At 73.9% G+C, this 18,480-nt stretch carries 20 protein-coding genes; 10 read left to right on the top strand and 10 right to left on the bottom strand.

Annotated features, from left to right (window positions below):
- The first annotated feature begins 63 nt into the window (after nucleotides 1–63).
- The gene (locus ACZ6EM_RS27610; RefSeq protein WP_359900059.1) at nucleotides 64–747 is read left to right on the top strand and encodes a nitroreductase family protein; all 684 of its coding nucleotides are present in this window, start codon (nucleotides 64–66) and stop codon (nucleotides 745–747) included.
- Nucleotides 748–830: 83 nt separating this feature from the next.
- Nucleotides 831–1,433, top strand: coding sequence for a GNAT family N-acetyltransferase (locus ACZ6EM_RS27605; protein ID WP_380538722.1), 603 nt, complete (start codon nucleotides 831–833; stop codon nucleotides 1,431–1,433).
- A gap of 98 nt (nucleotides 1,434–1,531) precedes the next feature.
- On the opposite strand, the gene ACZ6EM_RS27600 is transcribed toward ACZ6EM_RS27605, so the two are convergent.
- Complete coding sequence (locus ACZ6EM_RS27600; RefSeq protein WP_401051442.1) at nucleotides 1,532–2,485, bottom strand: aldo/keto reductase; 954 nt, start codon at nucleotides 2,483–2,485, stop codon at nucleotides 1,532–1,534.
- A gap of 351 nt (nucleotides 2,486–2,836) precedes the next feature.
- Between ACZ6EM_RS27600 and ACZ6EM_RS27595 the strand changes: the two genes are divergently transcribed.
- Together ACZ6EM_RS27595 and ACZ6EM_RS27590 are read left to right on the top strand one after the other, a co-directional pair.
- A complete protein-coding gene (locus ACZ6EM_RS27595) occupies nucleotides 2,837–4,360 on the top strand; it encodes a carbohydrate binding domain-containing protein (protein ID WP_465773468.1) in 1,524 nt (507 codons plus the stop codon).
- A 150-nt stretch (nucleotides 4,361–4,510) separates the two neighbouring features.
- Entirely contained in the window at nucleotides 4,511–5,914 is a 1,404-nt protein-coding gene (locus ACZ6EM_RS27590; RefSeq protein ID WP_465773467.1) for an SDR family oxidoreductase, read from the top strand.
- A 93-nt stretch (nucleotides 5,915–6,007) separates the two neighbouring features.
- Here the strand turns inward: ACZ6EM_RS27590 and ACZ6EM_RS27585 are convergent, their stop codons facing one another.
- The gene (locus ACZ6EM_RS27585) at nucleotides 6,008–6,532 is read right to left on the bottom strand and encodes a hypothetical protein (RefSeq protein WP_401054910.1); all 525 of its coding nucleotides are present in this window, start codon (nucleotides 6,530–6,532) and stop codon (nucleotides 6,008–6,010) included.
- 112 nt (nucleotides 6,533–6,644) lie between these two features.
- Nucleotides 6,645–7,856 (bottom strand): serine hydrolase domain-containing protein, encoded by a 1,212-nt coding sequence (locus ACZ6EM_RS27580; RefSeq protein WP_465773466.1) that lies wholly within the window; start codon nucleotides 7,854–7,856, stop codon nucleotides 6,645–6,647.
- Nucleotides 7,857–8,329: 473 nt separating this feature from the next.
- On the opposite strand from ACZ6EM_RS27580, the gene ACZ6EM_RS27575 reads away from it, so the two are divergent.
- The 3 genes from ACZ6EM_RS27575 to ACZ6EM_RS27565 are packed head-to-tail and all read left to right on the top strand — an operon-like array spanning nucleotide 8,330 to nucleotide 11,820.
- Complete coding sequence (locus tag ACZ6EM_RS27575; protein ID WP_465773465.1) at nucleotides 8,330–8,668, top strand: hypothetical protein; 339 nt, start codon at nucleotides 8,330–8,332, stop codon at nucleotides 8,666–8,668.
- Between the two features lie 20 nt (nucleotides 8,669–8,688).
- The gene (locus ACZ6EM_RS27570) at nucleotides 8,689–8,868 is read left to right on the top strand and encodes a hypothetical protein (protein WP_465773464.1); all 180 of its coding nucleotides are present in this window, start codon (nucleotides 8,689–8,691) and stop codon (nucleotides 8,866–8,868) included.
- Nucleotides 8,869–11,820: a M48 family metalloprotease gene (locus tag ACZ6EM_RS27565; protein ID WP_465773463.1), complete on the top strand. Its 2,952-nt coding sequence runs from the start codon at nucleotides 8,869–8,871 to the stop codon at nucleotides 11,818–11,820. It abuts the gene before it with no gap.
- Nucleotides 11,821–11,913: 93 nt separating this feature from the next.
- Here the strand turns inward: ACZ6EM_RS27565 and ACZ6EM_RS27560 are convergent, their stop codons facing one another.
- From ACZ6EM_RS27560 to ACZ6EM_RS27550, 3 genes are all read right to left on the bottom strand, one after another.
- Nucleotides 11,914–12,549 carry a CAP family protein gene (locus ACZ6EM_RS27560; RefSeq protein WP_465773462.1) on the bottom strand — a complete coding sequence of 212 codons (636 nt, stop codon included), beginning with the start codon at nucleotides 12,547–12,549 and terminating at the stop codon, nucleotides 11,914–11,916.
- A 240-nt stretch (nucleotides 12,550–12,789) separates the two neighbouring features.
- A complete protein-coding gene (locus ACZ6EM_RS27555) occupies nucleotides 12,790–12,993 on the bottom strand; it encodes a hypothetical protein (protein WP_452177232.1) in 204 nt (67 codons plus the stop codon).
- Between the two features lie 251 nt (nucleotides 12,994–13,244).
- Nucleotides 13,245–13,733 carry an ATP-binding protein gene (locus ACZ6EM_RS27550; protein ID WP_465773461.1) on the bottom strand — a complete coding sequence of 163 codons (489 nt, stop codon included), beginning with the start codon at nucleotides 13,731–13,733 and terminating at the stop codon, nucleotides 13,245–13,247.
- A gap of 131 nt (nucleotides 13,734–13,864) precedes the next feature.
- Between ACZ6EM_RS27550 and ACZ6EM_RS27545 the strand changes: the two genes are divergently transcribed.
- Both ACZ6EM_RS27545 and ACZ6EM_RS27540 read left to right on the top strand, forming a co-directional pair.
- Nucleotides 13,865–14,737, top strand: a complete 873-nt coding sequence (locus tag ACZ6EM_RS27545; RefSeq protein ID WP_401049075.1) for a helix-turn-helix domain-containing protein — start codon at nucleotides 13,865–13,867, stop codon at nucleotides 14,735–14,737.
- Nucleotides 14,738–14,739: 2 nt separating this feature from the next.
- Complete coding sequence (locus tag ACZ6EM_RS27540; protein ID WP_401049073.1) at nucleotides 14,740–14,928, top strand: DUF397 domain-containing protein; 189 nt, start codon at nucleotides 14,740–14,742, stop codon at nucleotides 14,926–14,928.
- Nucleotides 14,929–14,946: 18 nt separating this feature from the next.
- Here ACZ6EM_RS27540 and ACZ6EM_RS27535 read toward each other — a convergent pair whose 3' ends face one another.
- Both ACZ6EM_RS27535 and def read right to left on the bottom strand, forming a co-directional pair.
- Nucleotides 14,947–15,600: a class I SAM-dependent methyltransferase gene (locus ACZ6EM_RS27535; protein ID WP_465773460.1), complete on the bottom strand. Its 654-nt coding sequence runs from the start codon at nucleotides 15,598–15,600 to the stop codon at nucleotides 14,947–14,949.
- Complete coding sequence (gene def / locus ACZ6EM_RS27530) at nucleotides 15,597–16,187, bottom strand: peptide deformylase (protein ID WP_465773459.1); 591 nt, start codon at nucleotides 16,185–16,187, stop codon at nucleotides 15,597–15,599. The genes ACZ6EM_RS27535 and def overlap by 4 nt, the downstream gene beginning before the upstream one ends.
- A 49-nt stretch (nucleotides 16,188–16,236) precedes the next feature.
- Here def and ACZ6EM_RS27525 point away from each other — a divergent pair, with 49 nt between their 5' ends.
- The gene (locus ACZ6EM_RS27525) at nucleotides 16,237–16,755 is read left to right on the top strand and encodes a winged helix-turn-helix domain-containing protein (protein ID WP_359915464.1); all 519 of its coding nucleotides are present in this window, start codon (nucleotides 16,237–16,239) and stop codon (nucleotides 16,753–16,755) included.
- Between the two features lies 1 nt (nucleotide 16,756).
- Here the strand turns inward: ACZ6EM_RS27525 and ACZ6EM_RS27520 are convergent, their stop codons facing one another.
- Nucleotides 16,757–17,284 carry a hypothetical protein gene (locus tag ACZ6EM_RS27520; protein WP_465773458.1) on the bottom strand — a complete coding sequence of 176 codons (528 nt, stop codon included), beginning with the start codon at nucleotides 17,282–17,284 and terminating at the stop codon, nucleotides 16,757–16,759.
- Between the two features lie 138 nt (nucleotides 17,285–17,422).
- Nucleotides 17,423–18,358: a hydroxymethylbilane synthase gene (gene hemC / locus ACZ6EM_RS27515; protein ID WP_401049064.1), complete on the bottom strand. Its 936-nt coding sequence runs from the start codon at nucleotides 18,356–18,358 to the stop codon at nucleotides 17,423–17,425.
- Between the last annotated feature and the right edge of the window lie 122 nt (nucleotides 18,359–18,480).

The raw sequence follows: 18,480 nt of genomic DNA, 5'->3' as shown, positions 1-18,480 counted from the left end.
CGGTCTGTACCTATCGGTCTGTACCTCTTCCCGGAGGGGCCGTCATGTGCTGTGCTGTCCGCCATGGTTGACAGCACAGACAGCGCCGTGGCGGGGACGTCCCACCCGACCGTCCCGCTCGCCCCCATGACGGTGCCCGCCCACGAGGCCGAGGCCCGCAGCAGGTCCTTCCACGACGTGATGGCCCGGCGCCGGACCGTCCGCGACTACTCCACCCGCCCGCTCCCGGACGGGGTCGTCGAGTGGGCGATCCGGACGGCCGGCACCGCGCCCAGCGGCGCGCACGTCCAGCCCTGGCGGTTCGTGGTGATCACCGACCCGGAGCGCAAGCGGCGGCTGCGCGAGGCGGCCGAGACCGAGGAGCGCGAGTTCTACGGCCACCGGGCGTCGGAGGAGTGGCTGGCCGCCCTCGCTCCGATCGGCACCGACTGGCGCAAGCCGTTCCTGGAGGACGCGCCGGCCGTGATCGTGGTGTTCGAGGTGCACAAGGGCCCCGACTCGCCGCGCCCGTACTACACCAAGGAGTCGGTGGGGATCGCCGTCGGGCTGCTGCTGGCCACGCTGCACCAGGCCGGGCTGGCCACGCTGACCCACACCCCGAGTCCGATGAAGTTCCTCAACGAGGTGTGCGACCGCCCGGCGGAGGAGCGCGCGGCGTACGTGATCCCGGTCGGCTACCCGGCCGAGGGGGCGCGCGTGCCGGACCTGCGGCGCAAGGAGCTCGACGAGGTGATGGTCCGGCTCTGACGCGCCGGGGCGCGGGCGGGCGCGCCCGCCACCGGGGGGACACCGGATGGTGACAGGTCCCGGCCAAGGACATAATCGCCGTCATGAGCCAAGCACAGTCGCGGTCCTGCGGCCTCGCCCCGCCGGTGGCGGCGGTGACCACCGGGCGGCCGCCGGAACGGCTGCGGCTGCCCGGCGGCCTCTGGCTGCGGCGCCGCCGCAGCACCCACGCGGCCGCGCTGAACCGGGCCGTCCGCGCCAACCTGGACCACCTGCGGCCCTGGATGGAGTGGGCGGCCGAGGCCCCCTCCCGGGCCCGGACCGCCGAGCTGACCAGGGCCGGCGCGGCCGCCTGGGAGGCCGGCACCGACTTCATGTACCTGGCCGGCCTGGACGCCGAACCCGGCGGCGTGATCGGCGCCTTCGGCCTGCACGGGCGGATCGGGCCGGGCGCGCTGGAGATCGGCTACTGGGTCGCCACCGGGCACGTCGGCCGCGGCATCGCCACCGCCGCGGCCGGGGCACTGACCGAGGCCGCGCTGGCACTGCCCGGGATCACCCGGGTGGAGATCCGCTGCGACCGGGCGAACGGCGCCAGCGCGGCCGTCCCGCGCAAGCTCGGCTACCGGCTGGACCGGGTCGCCGAGACCGCCGTCCGGGCTCCGGGCGAGACCGGACGGCAGCTGGTGTGGGTGATGGAGCGCTGACTCCCGGCGCGGCACCGGCTCCCGGCGCGGCACCGGCTCCCGGCTCCCGGCGGGCCACCGACCCCCGGCGCGGCACCGCCCGCGCTCGCTGCGCCGCCTCAGTAACGCTCGCCGGTCGCGGCCGGGAGCGCGTCCAGCTCGGCCAGGTCCGCCGCCGAGAGCTCGATCCCGGCCGCGCCCACGTTGTCCACCAGGTAGCGCGGCGTCCGGGTGCCCGGGATCGGGAAGACGTACCGGCCCTGCGCCAGCACCCAGGCCAGCGCCACCTGCGCGGGACTGGCACCGGTCCGTCCGGCGACCGCCCGGACCTTCTCGACCAGCGCCAGGTTGGCCTTCAGCGCGTCCTGCTGGAAGCGCGGCAGCCGGCGGCGGAAGTCGTCGGCGGACAGCTCGTCGAAGGAGGTGATGCCGCCGGTCAGGAAGCCCCGGCCGAGCGGCGAGAACGGCAGGAAGGCGATGCCCTGCTCCTCGGTGTACGGCAGCACCTCGGCCAGCACGTCCCGGGTCCACAGCGACAGTTCGGACTGCACCGAGGCCACCGGGTGCACGGACTGCGCCCGCTTGATCTCCTCGACCGTCGGCTCGGAGAGCCCGATGCTCCGGGCCTTGCCGGCCGCGACGGCCTCGGCGAACGCGCCCCAGGTCTCCTCGATCGGGACGTCCGGGTCGACCCGGTGCAGCTGGTAGAGGTCGACGTGGTCGGTGCCCAGCCGGCGCAGGCTCTCGTCGATCGAGCGGCGCACGTGCTCGGGCCGGCCGTTGCGCTCCTGCTGGCCCGCACCGCCCGGCACGATGCCCACCTTGGTGGCCAGGAAGGCGCGCTCCCGGTACGGCCCGGCCAGCGCGGCGCCGACCACCTCCTCGTTGGTGTACGGGCCGTACATGTCGGCGGTGTCGATCAGGCCGACGCCGAGGTCCAGCGCCTGCCGGATCACCCGGACGGAGTTCTCGTCGTCCCGGCTCCCCATGTCGTAGGCCCAGGTCATGCCCATGCAGCCGAGGCCGATGACGCCGATCTCGGGGCCGCCGGTACCGAACGGGGCGTTGCGCATGAGGGTGCTCCCATCGTGGGTTTCGCGGCTTCCGTGGCGGTGGCCGCAGCAGTGGTTCGCGTGGTGGTGCGTTCGATGCCCTCAGCTTTCACCTTGGAGTGCACTCCAGGTCAAGTCCCTTTCGAAGCCCGCCCCGTCGCCGTCTTAACCGTTCCTAAAACCTGCCCCCGGTGAGGCGTCCGGGGCCGGGAAGTGCTTGACGTGCACAGCTGGTCTAGTCCAGTTTGATGCTCAGCACCGCGCTCCCCCGCACCGCGCTCCCCCACGCCCGGAGCACCCCAGGCCGCCGCCCGCCCCGTGTCTCCCCCCTCGCGGCGCGGGCGGCCCCACCACGTCCCGAGAGGCACCCCCATGCCCAGCGCGCCCCTGCACGCCCCCACGCACCGCCGCCCCACCGGCCGGACCACCCTGCTGAGCCTCGCCGCAGCCACCGCGCTCGCCGCCGGCGGCCTGGCCGTCCTCGCCGGGAACGCCGGCGCCGCCGACGGCAACCTGCTCGCCAACGGCGGCCTGGAGAGCGGCGCGGTCAGCCCCTGGAGCTGTTCCGCCGGCACCGGGAGCGTGGTCAACTCCGGTGCGCACAACGGGACGTACGCACTCAAGGGGGCGGTGGGCGCGAGCGACACCGCGCAGTGCGGCCAGAGCGTCGCCGTCCAGCCCGACACCACGTACACCCTGAGTGCCTGGGTGCAGGGGCAGTACGTCTACCTCGGCGCGACCGGCAGCGGCTTCACCGACCCGGCCACCTGGACCGCCGGCGGCCCCGGCTGGCAGCAGCTGTCCACGAGTTTCACCACCGGGCCCGCCACCACCAGCGTCACCGTGTACCTGCACGGCTGGTACGGCCAGGGCGGCTACCTCGCCGACGACATCGCGCTGACCGGCCCCGGCGGCGGCAACCCGACCAACCCGCCGCCGAGTTCGACCCCGCCGGGCCCGACCGGCACCCCGACCGGCACGCCCACCGGCGGACCGACCACCCCGGCGCCGAACGTCGCGCTCCCGGTCGCCCCGTACATCGACATGGGCGCCTGGCCCACCCCCTCGATGCCCGACCTGGCCAAGGCCGGCGGCCTCAAGGGCTACACCATGGGCTTCGTCACCGGCGTCGGCTGCAAGGCCAGCTGGTTCAACGCCTACGACCCGCGCACCGCCTGGGCCAAGGACCAGGTGGACGCGCTGCGCGCGGCCGGCGGCGACGTCAAGGTCTCCTTCGGCGGCGCCGCCGGCACCGAACTCGCCGCCGCCTGCACCACGGTGGACTCGCTGTTCGCCGAGTACGACGCCGTGGTGAACGCCTACAACCTGCGCTACGTCGACTTCGACATCGAGGGCGCGGCCATCGCCGACACCGCCGCCAACGACCGCCGCTCCGCCGCGCTCGCCAAGCTCCAGCAGGCCCACCCGGGCCTCAAGGTCTCCTTCACCCTGCCCGTCCTGCCGGAGGGCCTGACCGCCGAGGGCGTCGCCATCGTCAAGTCCGCCCGGGACGCCGGGGTGGCCGTCGACGTGGTCAACATCATGGCGATGGACTACTACCGGAGCGGGACCGACTACGGCAACGCCGCCGTCCAGGCCGCGCAGTCGCTGTTCGGCCAGCTCAAGGCCCTCTACCCGGCGAAGACCGACGCCCAGCTGTGGGCCATGGTCGGCGTCACGCCGATGATCGGCGAGAACGACGACCACCAGGTCTACAACCAGGCCGACGCGCAGCAGTTGGTGGCTTTCGCCCGGCAGAACCACCTCGGGATGGTGTCCTTCTGGGACGCCACCCGGGACGCCAACGCCTGCACCGGCGGCTCGCTGTCCACGTGCACCAACATCCCGCAGCAGCCGTACGAGTTCGCGAAGATCCTCGGCCAGTACGCGGGCTGAGCCCACGCCCCCCGGCGACGGCCCCGGCCGCGGACCCGGCGTCCGCCGCCCACCAGCCACCAGCCACCAGCCACCAACGGAAATTGGCATCTCATCGTCCCGGACCGTCCACTACAGTCCCTCCCACCTGTACGGCACGAGGGGGCGGACATGACGGTCCGGGACGACCATCACCAGCTGGTCACCATCCATCCGGCGAGCGACGCCGCCGGTGCGGCGGGCCTCACCGCCGAGGAACTCGCCGCGTTCAGCCGCACCCTCGGCCGCCTGCGCGCCCTCCCCGCCCACGACCGCACCCGGCTGCACGCCGAGCGGCAGCTCGGCTCCTTCGTCATGGAGAGCCGCAAGCGCCGCCGCCAGGAGGCCCGGCAGGCCGTGCGGCAGGCCGACGCCGACCTGCTCGCCACCACCGCGACCGGCAGCCGGACCCGCCGCGAGGACGCACCGCTGGCCGCCGCGGACGGACCGGTCGGCGAGCTGCTGGTCCCGCGCAAGTGCTACGTCTGCAAGCAGGCCTACCGCTCGGTCGACGGCTTCTACCACATGCTCTGCCCGGACTGCGCGGCCGACAACACCGCCCGCCGTGCCCTGGGGACCGACCTGCGCGGGCGCCGGGCGCTGCTCACCGGCGGGCGGGTGAAGATCGGCTTCCAGCTCGCCCTGATGATGCTGCGCGACGGCGCCGAGCTGATCGTCACCAGCCGGTTCCCGCAGGACACCGTCCGCCGCTTCCGCGCCGCCGAGGGCAGCGGGCAGTGGTGGGAGCGGCTCAGCGTGGTCGGCATCGACCTGCGCGACCCGCGCCAGGTCATCGGCCTGACCGACCGGCTGCGCGCCGACGGGCGCCCGCTCGACATCCTGGTCAACAACGCCGCCCAGACCCTGCGCCGCCCGCCCGAGTCGTACGCGCCACTGGCGGCGGGCGAGCAGGACGCCCTGCCCGCCGCCGACCGCCGGGCGATCGAGCACGCCCCCGGGTTCCGGCCGGTCGCCGGCCTCGCCCGGCTCTCCTCCGGCGCCGGGTCGTTGCTGGACCTCACCGACGAGTCCGGGCTGCTGCCCGACCTCGCCCCCGCCAACTCCTGGTCCGCCGTGCTCGGTTCGCTCGACCCGGCGGAGGTCCTGGAGACCCAGCTGGTCAACGTGCTGGCCCCGGCCCTGCTCTGCGACCGGCTGCTGCCCCTGCTGCTGGCCTCCCCCCACCCCGCCCGCTACATCGTCAACGTCACAGCGGTGGAGGGCCGGTTCGCCGTCCGCAACAAGACCGCCCGGCACCCGCACACCAACATGGCGAAGGCCGCGCTCAACATGCTCACCCGTACCAGCGCGGCCGAACTCGCCCCCCGGGGCGTGCACATGTGCGCCGTCGACACCGGGTGGATCACCGACGAGAACCCGGCCCCGAAGAAGGCCCACCTCGCCGCCCAGGGGTTCCGCACCCCGCTCGACATCGTGGACGGCGCGGCCCGGGTCTACGACCCGATCGTCCGCGGCGAGGCCGGGGACCCGGTGTCGGGGGTGTTCCTCAAGGACTACCGGGTGGCGCAGTGGTGAGGCCCGGACGGGCCGGGGCGGCCGCTCAGGTGTCGTAGTGGCCCGCGCGGCGCGGGGCGGAGCGGGGCGGAGCGGGGCGGGGCGGGGGCGGACTCACGCGGTGCCCGGCCGCCGGCGGCGGTGGTGGTAGGCCCAGGCGAGGGCGAGGGTGATCGGGCCCCAGAACATCGCCGTCGAGGTGCAGATCCGGCCCAGGAGCATCCACCAGCCGTTGCTGTAGCCGACGTCCGCGAACACGCCCAGCCAGGCGAGCGGCATGCCGTCGAAGAGGGCCACCAGGGTCAGGCCCCCGAGCACGGCCGGGACGAGCGCCGCGAGCGGCGGCACCCGCCGGCCCCGCAGCACCGGCACCCAGCGCGGGAACACCTCGCCCCAGCCGCTGACCAGCCCCAGGGTCAGCAGCGTCAGCGCCTCGGTGACCACGCTCAGACCGATCACGTACGGGGCGGCCCACCAGACGTAGGGCGGGGCGGCCGGGTCGACGGTGCCCATCCGGAAGTCGAAGGCGAACGGCAGCCGCCACAGGCAGTGCGGCAGCACGATCAACGGGAGGGCCTTGGCCAGTCGCAGGGCCCAACGGGGAACGGGGCGTTCGGTGTCGCCCACCGGAATGTCCATCAGCATGGCTCCACCGTCCCGGACACCACCCCCGCCGCACGTCCACCGCACGGCCCGTCCGCCTCCCCCGTGCGAGCCAACCCGCCCTCGGCCCAGCGGTGGAGAACGGACGTCAGCCCTTGGACCCCAGGCCGTACGCGGTGGTCAGCAGCCCGAGGAGGTACAGGGTCTCGGCGCCGTTCAGCGCGGTCGGGTCGACCGAGTACACGACCTCGCGGGCGAGGTCCCGGGTGGCGAAGACGCCACTGGTGGAGCCCGGCCGGGACCCGGTCTTGCCCCAGACCACGATGCCGCCGGCCGTGAGTCGTTCGAGGCCCGTGCTCATGCAGGCCGTGCCGTCCGGGCAGTGGCCGCCGTGTCCGGCCATGGACACCGCCGGGACCGTGAACAGCAGCTCCTGCTGGGCCGGTGCCAGGAGGCGGCCCCGGAACAGCGCCGTCATGAAGCGGTCCAGGTCGGGGGCGCTGGAGATCATGCCGCCCTCGGCCCAGGGCCACGGGCTCTGCTCGGTCACGTCCACCCGGCGCGAGCCGCCGTCCGCGTCGGGGACGGTCAGGTACGGGCGGGTCGCGGGGTGCCGCAGCCGCGGGTCGTCGGCGTCCGGGAGGGAGGTGTCGCGCAGGCCGAGCGGGCGGACGATGCGGTCGCGCAGCTCGTCGGCGTAGCGGTGGCCGGTGACCTTCTCCACGATCAGCCCGGCGACGAAGGTGTTCATGCCGTTGTACTGCTGGGCGCTTCCGGGCGTGAAGCCCAGCGGCTGCCCGGCCATCGTGGCGAGGACCTCCTCGGGGGTGAACGAGTCGAACCGGTGCTCGGCGAACCAGCCGGTGGTGCCGTCACCCCAGGGCACGTCGGAGCCGCCGGGCAGTCCGCTGGTGTGGTTGAGCAACTGCCCCACCGTGACCGGCGCGTAGGGGAAGTCCGGGAGGTACTGCCGGACGGCGCCGTCGAGGTCGATCCGGCCCTCGCCGGCGAGCTGGAGGACGACGGTGGTGGTGAAGACCTTGGAGATCGACCCGATCCGGAACCGGCCGTGCGGGTCGACCCGCATCCCGCTCTCCCCCGAGCCGCCCTCGAAGCTCCCGGCGGAACCGGTGACCCGCAGGAACGCGGCGGAGACGTCGGCGGCGGGCCGCTGGGCGAGGGCGGCCCGGAGCGCCGCCGGTTCCAGCGGCGGCAGTGCGGACGGGCTCGCCGCCGCCGAGGTGCCGACGGAGGGCGTCGTGGCGAGGGCCGGGCTGCCCGCCCCGACCGTCAGCGCGGCCGCCAGGGCGCCGGCGGCGGCCAGGACGGCCCAACGGGTGCGGTTCGTGTGCGCGTTCATGCGGGTCCGGCTCCAGGATGGTCGTCGTCCGGACCGGTGCTTCCCGGCCCGGTGACGAGTCTTCCGGCCCCGTCCGCCCCGGACATCAGGGGCGGGGAGCCGTCGTTCCCCGACCTTCCGTCAGGGTCGGCCCGGAGGGGTTGCACAGAGGGCGGCCGGTCGTCAGCGCAGGAGGCGCAGGAGGCGCAGCCACCGTCGAGTGAAGGGCACACCGCTGCCGCGCCACCAGATCGACCGGTTCGCCACCACGGGAGCGGATCCGGCTTCCCGTTGACCTGGGGCCGTCACGCCCGGCTCCGCAGCGCCCGCTCGATCGGGACGTCCGCAGGCTCCGTGAGCAGATGGAGCAGGCTCGGGAAAAGACCTGCCTGACCGTCACATCCCGTGCCACAGTGGACGATCCGGCGCGCCGATCTCGTGCGAGCCGGAAGGATTCTCGAAGGTCTGGGGGACGAGTGGGATCCGGAACCGACATGACCGGCGACGGCCGGCCGACCGTGCTGGTGCGTGACGTGGTGCGATCGGTCGTGGAGACCCTCGCACCGGAGGAACTGTTCCTGGTGGAGGGGCTCCGCCGCTTCGACGACGCCACGGTGGTGCGGCGGCTGAGCCGCGGTGGAGGGCGGCGCGAGCCGCTGGGGTTCGGGATCGGGGAGGTCGCCGCCCTGGTGACGCCCGTCGTGTGGCTGGTGCTCGACGAGGTGGCGCAGCGGATGGTGGCCACGACCGTGGACCGCGCCTCACGAGGGGCCACGGGCCTGGTGCGGCGGCTGTTCCGGCGACCGGCCCCCCGGCCGAGCTCCAGCCGCTGACCCGGGAGCAACTGGTCGAGGTGCGGGCCCTGGTCCTGACGGCGGGCGAGCAGCGCGGTCTCGTGCCCGAACGCGCCGAGGAGATCGCCGACGCGGTCGTGGCCCGGCTGGCCCTGTCCCGCGCACTGGACCCGCCCGCTCCGTCCACCCCACCGGCACCGGAGCCTCCCACCGACCCCACCGGCACCGGGCAGGACTAGGTGAACGCCACCGGGGCGCCGCCCGGACGGCTGCGGATCGACGAAAGGGTTCTCGGCGCGGGCACGGGCCCCCGGTTCGTCGTCCTGCTGCTCCTGATGCTCACCGCCGGCGGCGCCATGATCCTCGAAGTGGTCAGGGTCCTGGCCGACGGGGACGAGTCCGGGTGCAGCCTCGCCGCGGGCGTGGACCCGGCTGACGGCAGCTACTGGAAGACCTCGCTCAGCATCTCCGGCCAGGTCACCGCCTCCCGCTTCTGTCTGTCCCTGTGGGCGCCCGCGCCGCCGTGGTGGCAGGTGGCCGCCTGGCCGCTGCTCCTGCTGGTGGTGGCCGCCCTGCTCTTCGCCGCGCTGCCCCGGTGGAAGACCCGGCGCAGCCGCGTCATCCCGCTGGCCGCCGTCGATCCGGACGGCGAACTCCTCGCCCTGCTCACCGAACTGTGCACGGCGACGGGCGTGGCGCCGACGCCCCGGGTGGTGGTCGACCCCGCGGCCGCCTCGGTCAGCGCGGTGGTCTTCGGCCGCACCCGCCGCCCGGTCGTCTGCCTGCACGGCGGCCTGCTCGCCGTCCGGCGGCGCGATCCGAAGCGGTTCCGGGCGGTGCTGCTGCACGAACTCGCCCACATCGCCAACCGGGACGTCACCCTGACGTACCTCACGGTCGCCCTGTGGCGGGTCTTCCTCGCGCTGGTGCTGCTGCCGTACGTGCTCTGCCTGGGCTACGTGATCTACGGCGTGGCGGCGGACGGCCGGGTGCCACAGCTGGACCGGGCCGTGGCGCTGGCCGTCGTCATGGTCGTACTGCTGTACCTCGCCCGCTCCGACGCGCTGCGCAGCCGGGAGATCTACGCCGACCTGGCCGCGGTGCGCTGGGGCGCGGACCCGCACGGCTGGTCCGTCAGCGCCGCACCGTCCGGGAGCGCGGTGCGCCGCCTGCTCGACGCTTTCCTCGACCTGTGGCGCACCCATCCACGGTGGGGCCTGCGCCAGGGGGCCCTGGTCGATCCCGCCCCGCTGTTCCGCACCTCGGTCCTGCCGCTCTTCCTCATCGGCACCGTGCCCGTCCTGGCCGTGCAGCAGGTGCTCCGGCAGATCGCGCCGTACCGCGTGAACTTCACCAACAACCTGATGACGCTGCTCGTCATCGTTCCCGGCGCCCTGGTGACCGGCGTGATCGTCGTCGCCCTGTGGCGGGCGGTGGTGTACGCCGTCCTGACCGGAACCCGGGTGCCCTCCGGGGCGTGGGCCGGGGGGTGGCTGGGCGCCGGCATGTCGGCCGGCCTGGTCCTCAGCGGCTGGGGCGCGGGCTGGGCCTGGCAACCGCAGCGGCCGCTGGTCCTGCTGGTACCGGTGGCGGCGGGAGCGGCCTTCGGCTGGTGGACCACCCAGTGCGCGCACCTGTGGACCCGCACCTCACGAGGCCGGACCCCGCGCCCCGCGCTCACGCTCTGCCTGGCCGCCGGCTGCGTCGCCATGACGTCGTGGCTCACCTGGTGGATGCTCGCCGGAGCCACGGCGCTGAACCGGGACTTTCCGGGCGCCCAGTCCGTCGCCCAGTCCGTCCTGCAGTGGCTTCCTTCCAAAACCCCGACCGGGGACCTGACCAGGATTCCCGGCCTCGCCACGGTGCTGCCGCAGCTGTCGAACGTCGCCGACACGCCGATGGGCTCACTGGCCGTCATCGTCCTGTGGGTCGTACCGCTGCTCGCCTGGGCGTCCGGCACGGCTGGCCGGACCCCGCGTTGGATGCCGGACCGGGCACCCCGGCCGGAAGGTCCCGTGGCACCGCTGCGCAAGGTCATGCTGCCCGGACTGCTGGGTGGAGCACTGGCGAGCCTGGCCGTCGTCGGCGTCCAGGCCTGGATGCACAGCGGGCAGCCGGCACCGGACGCCCGGGGCGGGCTCTACGCCCTGCGGTACGCGGGCCTCCTGCTGTCGGCGCTCTGCCTGCCCGCAGGCCTGGCCGCCGCCCTGGCGAGCGCCGCCGACCGGCGCTTCCGGCTGCTGGGCGCCCTGATCGCCGCCGGGACGGCAACCGTGCTGGGGGCCGCCGCGATGACGCTCCTCGTCTCGGTGGACGGCTGCGTCACCCCGCTCAACGTCCTCTCGGACAGCTGCGCCTGGCGGCCGGCCTGGTGGAGGCCGTTGTTCCCGTTCACATTCGTGCTGAACAACGCCCTCGTCCTCTCCGGGCTCACCGCCGCCGTCACCGCGCTCACCACTGTCGCCGTCACGGCCGTCCGCCGTCGACGGCCGTCCGCCTCGCGCGCCACCCACCGCCCCGACACCCGGGCCGGCGAACCTCGGGCCCGTGGACCGCGCGCACGCCGCCTCGCGGTGATCCTGCTGTGCGTCGTGGCGGTCGCGGGCGCCGCGACGGACGGCGGCTTCAGGAGGTACCAGCTGGGCTTCATGGTCAACGAGCTCACGTCCCAGCGCTCCCTGGTGCAGTTCTGGGGGCTCCCGGACCCGCCGCGGTCGGAGTTCACCCGCGTGCGGCAGATCCGGGCCTGGTACCGCCTCAGCGGCGACGATCTCATCGACATGGCGGTCTCGTACGACAGTCGCCTGACCGCCGCCGTCCGGGAGGCCCAGGCCGCCAAGGACAGTTGGGACGCGCTGGACCGCCGCCTCCGGCCGGCCTGCACCCAGTGGGGGAGCGCCGCCTGGTTCGAGACGGTCTGGTTCCGCGTGCCCGCCGACCCGCGCCTACGGGCCGACTGGCACGCGCTGACCACCAAGGCGGACAACGGCAGTCGCGGCTGCGCCCAGGCGCTGACCGCCCGCGACCAGGCTGGTCTGAGAAGCGCCCTGCTCGACCTGTATGCGGCCCGCCGCTGCGCGGAATCGGTCAACGCCGGGATCGACGGGATCCTCCGCGCGGGCGGCTTCCGGGGCACCACCCGCCCGCCCGCGCAGGGCACCGCGGCGGTCTGCGACCGCCCTGGCTCCTAGGTCCTGTCTCTTCGGCCACCTGCCGGACCGGACGAGGAGCCCGATCTCCGTCGGTGACGACCGGCGAGCCGGGGGGCTGTGCCCGGGCGGCGGTCAGCCCTCCACCGGCCGCAGCACGTTCTGCCGGTAGACGGCCGGGTCGTCGACGTTGCCCGGCTCCTTGTACAGACACACGATGTACGACTCCAGGCCGTCCTTGGTGTCGGCCGTCCCCGCGCCGGCGGCCCGGGCACAGCCGATGCGGGTCGTGGCCTTCCACACCACCTGGGTGAACCCGCCCGTCCCCGGGTTCTGGTCGTAGCCGGGCTGGTCGTACCGGTAGTCGCGGCCCTGCTGGTACCAGCGGTCCACCGCGACCTGTGCAGCGGCCGGCTCGGTGTCCGGCTCGACCGATCCGATCCAGCCCCACCAGACGTTCTCCCCCACGCCCTTGACCCGGCCCTCGTTCACCAGGTCGAGCTTGTGACCGGTGCTCAGGCGGGTGACGCGCTGCTCGGCGTACCCGACGAGCTCGGGATCGAGCGTCAGGGGCGGGGCGCTGTGCGCGGCACGGAACCGGTTGTGCGTCCGGAGGGCCTCGTCCTGGAACGCCTGGTCCGTGACGAGGGGAAGCGCGGGGCGGGGAAAGGCCTCGGCGGCCCGGACCGGCTGCGCCGGCACGAGCACACCCATGACCGCCGCCGCGCTGCACGCTCCCAGGACGGCGTTGCGGATTCGACGTCGTTCCACGGCGGTCTCCTTCGCGCTCCGAGTGATCGTCACCGGGTTAACGCCACCGGGGGCGGCGAGGGCACGGGGCGCCGGGCGGAATGCGCGCGTTCGCCCCAGCGGCGGCACCGGGCCCGGTACTGCCACGAACGGGCGCGACACAGAAGGGAGTGGGAAGTCGGACCGGCCGACTTCCCACTCCCTTCCCTGTGGCCCCTTGGGGTGCTGGGGCGCTCGGGGCGCCAGGGACCGCGGAGGCGGTCAGCCCCCCATGCAGGCCCTCCACTGGCCGCGGGCGAAGGCCGCGCCGCCGGACCAGTAGTTGACGCTCCACGCCGCCTCGCACTGCTCCCGCTTGGACAGCTGCCGCGGGTAGGCGTTCGCCTGGGTCCCGGTGGCCAGGACGAGCACGGGGGCCAGCACTGCCGCGGCGATCGCGGTGGCGGCCAGTCGACGGATCTTCATGGGTGTGGATCTCTCTGCCGGAGGGCCGGGTGCTCCGGCGCAGCCCCGCGACAGCCCGCGGAACCCGAACTCCGAAGCCCGGCCGGAGCGTTCGGCTCCGTGCGCCACATCCTGGCAGCGGCGGTCGGCCTGGGGACATCCCACAAACCTGGGATGGTCCGGGCCCAGGGCGCCGACAGGAGGAGTGGGAAGTCGGACGGGCCGACTTCCCACTCCGGGTGGCTCGGAGGACCGGTGGGGTATCGCGGGGTTCAGAGGGCGTCGGGGGCGTCGGGGGCGTCGGGGGCGTCGGTGGCCTCGGCGAGGTCGAGTTCGACCCAGACGGTCTTGGAGTTGGGGTGGCGGGGGATGGTGCCCCAACGGTCGCAGAGGGCGTCGACGAGGGTGAGGCCGCGGCCGGTCTGGGCGTTCGGGGTGTGGACGGCGGGGAGGACGGGGAGCCTGTCCCCCCGGGGGTCGCTGATCTCGATGCGCAGGGTGGTGCCCCGGCGCACGGAGGTGGTGAGCGAGAGGTGCACCTCGAACCCGCGCCCCGCAAGGCGCCCGTGCGTGATCGCGTTCGCGGCCAGCTCGGCGACGATCAGCAGCGCGCAGTGGAACGGCTCGGCGTGCGTGGAGTTCAGCCCCCAGTCCGAGAGTTGACGCCTCGCCAGGCGACGGCAGATGGCAGCGCCCTTGGGGGAGGCGGTGAGGACGGCGGTACGGGACCGGGGGTTGTCGAGGGGGATTTCGGTCGTCATGGGAGATAAGCGTGACGGGGCGGAAGTACCCTGGCCAGGAGCCCGGCGGGCACGGAGAGTGCCTGTACGGACACGGAGGGCCGACTCGTCGGTCGGCTCGGATCAATCGGTCGCAAGGGCGGGTGGTACACATGGCTGGCGTCGAACGCACGGTGTTCGATGACGGTGAGACGGCGGAGAACTCGGACGGGGTCGCGGAGTTCTACAGCGCGGTGGGCAAGCTGATCAAGCACTTCCGCGAGAAGGCCGGCATCACGCAGAAGCAGTTGGCGGCCCTGACGGGCTACAGCGAGGACCAGATCGGCGCGATGGAGCGCGGGGTCCGGACGGCGAGGATCGAGTTCCTGACGACGGTGGATCCGCTCATCAACGCCGGTGGCGCCCTGATGGCCGTCGCGGAGGACGTGATGAAGGCCAAGATCCGGGTGAGTGAGCGCCATCCGGCCTACTCCAAGGCCTTCACCTCGGAGGAGGCCCGGGCCATCGAGATCCACAACTACGACACGATGGTAGTCCCGGGACTGCTCCAGACCGAGGCGTACATCCGCGCCTTGTACGAGATGCGTCGGCCGATCCTCTCGCCCGAGCAGATCGACGAGTGGGTGGTGGCGCGTTTGGCCCGGCAGGAGATCCTGACCCGCTGGCCCCTGCCGGTGGTGACGTGGGTGATCGACGAGAGCGTGCTGCGACGCCCCCTGGGCGGCTGGGACGTGCACAAGGAACAGCTCCAACACCTGCTCAAGGTGGGACAGATGCGGGGCCCCGAACTCCAGGTCATGCCGCTCGACCGGATGAGCCATGCGGGCATGGGCGGTTCGTTCTCGCTGCTGACCCCGCCCAACCGGCCGCAGATCGGCTACGCCGCGGCGCAGCATGTGAACCGTCTGATCACGGATCCGGCGGAAGTCCGTAATATGGCCGCACGGTACAGCAGTATCCGGGCCCAGGCCCTGGGGCTGAGGGAGTCCCTGGCCTTGATCGAAGCGATTCTGGGAGAGCGGTAGGCATGGCCGAGCTGGCGTGGTTCAAGAGCAGCTACAGCACCAACGAGGACGCCAACTGCGTCGAGGTCGCCGGGACCCCCGGCACCGTCCACGTGCGTGACTCCAAGGACAAGAGCGGCCCCCGGCTCAGCTTCTCCCCCACCGCCTGGCAGGCGTTCGTCGCCTTCGCCGCCACCACCGAGGCCGCCTGACCCCACCACCCGACAGATTCACTCTGTACGGGTCTCGGCCAGCAGGCAGACGTACGAGCGGTCGGCCCTCTGTGGGTTCGGCTGTTCGAGGCGGGCCGTGACGGTGAAACCGGCCTGTTCGAGGAGTTCGACGAGCTGTCCGGCCGGGACGAGGTGTGAGACGTACGACACCGGGTGGCCGTACGCCCGGGCCGGGCGCAGCAGTTGGGCCTCGCCGACGTGGCCGCCGAGGAGGAGGTGGCCGCCGGGCGCGAGGACTCGGGCGAACTCGGTGAAGAGGTCCGGCAGTTGCCCCGCCGGGGTGTGGTGGACGGAGTACCAGGCGAGGATGCCGCCCAGGGCGGCGTCAGGGAGGTCGAGCGCCGCCATCGAGCCCTGGACGAAGCGCAGTCGGGGGTGGGCCCGCCGGGCGAGCGCGATCATCCCGCCGGACACGTCCACCCCGAAGGCCGACAGCCCCAGGCCGCTCAGGTATGCCGTCACCCGCCCCGGTCCGCAGCCGAGGTCCGCGACCTCGCCGCCGCCCGACTCCCGTACCAGCTCCGCGAAGGCGGTGAGCATCGCCCGGGACACCGGGTCCATGCCCTCCGGCGGGACGACGAGGCGGAGGTAGTCGGCGGCGACGGTGTCGTAGGACTCCCGGACGGCGGCGAGGTGCGCGGGGTCGGTCAACGCTCGGCCTTGGCGGCCCTGGTGGCGCGCTCGGCGAAGACCTTCTCCCGGCGGTCGGCGGTCTGCTTCATCATCCGCTTGCGGTCGCGGGCGGAGAGCCGGTCGATGTAGAGCCCGCCGTTCAGGTGGTCGGTCTCGTGCTGGAGGCAGCGGGCGAAGTAGCCGGTGCCCTCGATGGTGACGGGCTCGCCGTGCTGGTTGACGCCGCGCACCACGGTCCGGGCCGGGCGGGCGAGCCCGGTGTTGGCGCCGGGGACGGAGAGGCAGCCCTCGGTCTCCTCGATGAGCGTGCGCCCGGGTTCCTGCTCCTCGATCACCGGGTTGAGGATGTGGCCGGTGTGCCGGACGCCGTCGTCGTCGGGGCAGTCGTAGACGAACAGGCGCAGGTCCACGTCCACTTGGTTGGCGGCGAGGCCGCAGCCGTCGGCGACGTGCATGGTGATGAACATGTCGTCGATCAGCCGGGCGAGGCGCTCGCTGCCGAAGTCCTCCTCGGTGGCCGGGCGGCAGGTGCGGCGCAGGATCTCCTCCCCCACCTCGGTGATCCGCAGGACGGTCGGACGGTCGCGCAACTCGGACACAGGCACTCCCTCGATGGACTTGCTGTCAGCTTTGCAAAGTAGCAGACTTTGCAAAGTGACCGAAGACCTCGTCAGAACCGGCTCCCTCCCCGAGCACGCCGTCCGCACCGCGCTGCTGGAACTGCTCGCCGAGCACGGCACCGTCACCTCCACCGAGGCCGCCGCCCGGCTCGGCCTCAGCTCGGGCCTCTGCTCGTTCCACCTGCGGCAGCTGGCCCGGTACGGGCTGATCGAGGAGGCCCCGGCCACCGACGGACGGGCCCGGCCGTGGCGGCTGCCGACAGCCCGACGGGCGGAGACGGACGGCGGGTTCGGCGAACTGGCGCGCGGCCTGGAGGACGAGAGCCACCGGCACTGGCTCGCCCGGCGCGCCGAGGCCCCGGCCGAGTGGCAGCAGGACGAGGCGTTCAGCGCCGTCGTCCATCTGACCCCCGCCGAACTGGCCGCCGTCGCCGAGGAGTTCCGCCGGGTGCTGGCCCGCTACCGGGGCCGCGACACCGACCCGGCCACCCGGCCCGCCGGGGCCCGCCCGGTCGCCGCCGTCGCCCGGCTCTTCCCGCTCCTCGACCAGTAGCTCAGGCGGTGCGCGCCCGCACCGCCCGCACCAGCGGCCCCGCCACCAGCCCCAGCACCGCCCCCAGAGCGACCCCCTGCGCCCCGTCCCAGACGTCCTGCACATCGCAGGCCCGCCCGATCGCCGGCACCGCGTACCGCACCGCCACCACCGCGAACGGCAGCGCCGCCGCGCCCAGCAGCGCCACCACCGCCCGCCGCCGCGTCCCCGCCAGCGCCGCCGCGAAGCCGACCGGGGCGAAGGCCGCCAGCTTCAGCTCGATGTGCCGCACGTGCAGCAGCTCGTACGGCGACCGCGGCCGGGCGCCCAGCACGGAGCAGTGCCGGACGGCGCCCTCCGAGAGCCGGAACGCCTCCGGCAGCAGCGTCGCCGCGACCACCCCGCCGAGTCCGAGCAGCAGCACGAAGCCCACCACCCAATGGGCCCGCAGCAACCGCCCCACCGGCCGGTTCAGCAGCGCCGCGGGCACCAGCGAGAGCAGCAGCCCGGGCCAGAACATCGGCATCCCGCCGAGCACCGTACTGATCACGCCTCAGACGGACGCCCCGGGCACCCGCCCGGTTCTCGCTCCGACGGGGAAAACTCGACCGCGGTGCCACCGGCCGTTCACGCCCCGGCCCCGGGGCGTGCCCCGACGAACGGACCCCGGACCGTCACCCGCCGGGCCTCAGTGCGGGATCGAGGAGATCAGCTCCTGCGCCCCCTGCCGCTTGAGCGCCAGCGCCACCGAGGTCCCGAGGTCCTCCGGGCTGAGCGCGCCCGCCCACTCGTGGGCGTCCAGCACCCGCTTGCCGTCCGGGGTGAAGACGCGGCCGCGCAGCGAGAGGCGGCCGTCCCGCTCGGCCCGGGCGTAGCCGGCGATCGGGCTGTTGCAGTGGCCCTGGAGCGCGTGCAGGAACATCCGTTCGGCCGCCGCCTCGCGCCAGGTGTCGTGGTGGCCGAGGCCGGTGACCGCCTCGATGGTCGCGGTGTCGCCCTCGCGGCACTGCAGGACGAGGATGCCGGCGCCGATCGGCGGGCACATCGCCTCGATGCCGAGCACCTCGGTGATCCGCTCCGTACGGCCGATCCGCTCCAGGCCGGAGACGGCGAGCAGCAGTGCGTCGACGTCCCCGGCGTCCAGCTTGGCGAGCCGGCTGTTGGCGTTGCCGCGGATCGGGACGCACTCCAGGTGGGGGTGGGAGGCGGCGAGCTGGGCGACCCGGCGGACGGAGGAGGTGCCGATCCGGGTGCCCGGCGGGAGGGCGGCCAGCGGCAGGCCGCCGGGGTGGACGAGGGCGTCGCGGATGTCGTCGCGGCGCAGGTAGGCGGCGAAGACGGTGCCGGCCGGCAGCGGCCGGTCGGCGGGCACGTCCTTGAGGCAGTGCACGGCGACGTCGGCCTCCCCGGCGAGCAGCGCGGCGTCGACCTCCTTGGTGAAGGCGCCCTTGCCGCCGAGTTGGGCGAGATCACCCGTCCAGCGGTCGCCCGAGGTGGTGACGGGCACCACCTCGGTGCGCAGGCCCGGCTGCAGGGCGGCGAGTTCGGTGCGGACCCGCTCGACCTGGGCGAGCGCCATGGGCGAGGAGCGGGAGACGATGCGGATCAGCTCAGCGGTGGCCATGGCGCGATGATAGGCGTCCTCACAGCGGTGATTGAGCATGCGTCAGCCGGTATGACACACGCGGCGCGGGATTCCGCAAGCTCGGACAACGCGGAGGGTCGGCCGGAAGTCCCGACCGACCC

Source organism: Kitasatospora sp. NPDC041917, from assembly GCF_055589745.1.
The sequence above is the reverse complement of the archived record's forward strand: the minus strand, read 5'-3'. Positions and strand labels throughout refer to the sequence as shown.

What these genes read in the sequence shown, in the direction of transcription:
- ACZ6EM_RS27585 (WP_401054910.1), bottom strand. Translation starts at nt 6,532, where the DNA reads ATGGACATTCCGGTGGGCGACACCGAACGCCCCGTTCCCCGTTGGGCC.
- ACZ6EM_RS27545 (WP_401049075.1), top strand. Translation starts at nt 13,865, where the DNA reads ATGGCTGGCGTCGAACGCACGGTGTTCGATGACGGTGAGACGGCGGAG.
- ACZ6EM_RS27550 (WP_465773461.1), bottom strand. Translation starts at nt 13,733, where the DNA reads ATGACGACCGAAATCCCCCTCGACAACCCCCGGTCCCGTACCGCCGTC.
- ACZ6EM_RS27580 (WP_465773466.1), bottom strand. Translation starts at nt 7,856, where the DNA reads ATGAACGCGCACACGAACCGCACCCGTTGGGCCGTCCTGGCCGCCGCC.
- ACZ6EM_RS27540 (WP_401049073.1), top strand. Translation starts at nt 14,740, where the DNA reads ATGGCCGAGCTGGCGTGGTTCAAGAGCAGCTACAGCACCAACGAGGAC.
- ACZ6EM_RS27590 (WP_465773467.1), top strand. Translation starts at nt 4,511, where the DNA reads ATGACGGTCCGGGACGACCATCACCAGCTGGTCACCATCCATCCGGCG.
- ACZ6EM_RS27595 (WP_465773468.1), top strand. Translation starts at nt 2,837, where the DNA reads ATGCCCAGCGCGCCCCTGCACGCCCCCACGCACCGCCGCCCCACCGGC.
- ACZ6EM_RS27555 (WP_452177232.1), bottom strand. Translation starts at nt 12,993, where the DNA reads ATGAAGATCCGTCGACTGGCCGCCACCGCGATCGCCGCGGCAGTGCTG.
- ACZ6EM_RS27605 (WP_380538722.1), top strand. Translation starts at nt 831, where the DNA reads ATGAGCCAAGCACAGTCGCGGTCCTGCGGCCTCGCCCCGCCGGTGGCG.
- ACZ6EM_RS27575 (WP_465773465.1), top strand. Translation starts at nt 8,330, where the DNA reads ATGACCGGCGACGGCCGGCCGACCGTGCTGGTGCGTGACGTGGTGCGA.
- ACZ6EM_RS27600 (WP_401051442.1), bottom strand. Translation starts at nt 2,485, where the DNA reads ATGCGCAACGCCCCGTTCGGTACCGGCGGCCCCGAGATCGGCGTCATC.
- hemC (WP_401049064.1), bottom strand. Translation starts at nt 18,358, where the DNA reads ATGGCCACCGCTGAGCTGATCCGCATCGTCTCCCGCTCCTCGCCCATG.
- ACZ6EM_RS27610 (WP_359900059.1), top strand. Translation starts at nt 64, where the DNA reads ATGGTTGACAGCACAGACAGCGCCGTGGCGGGGACGTCCCACCCGACC.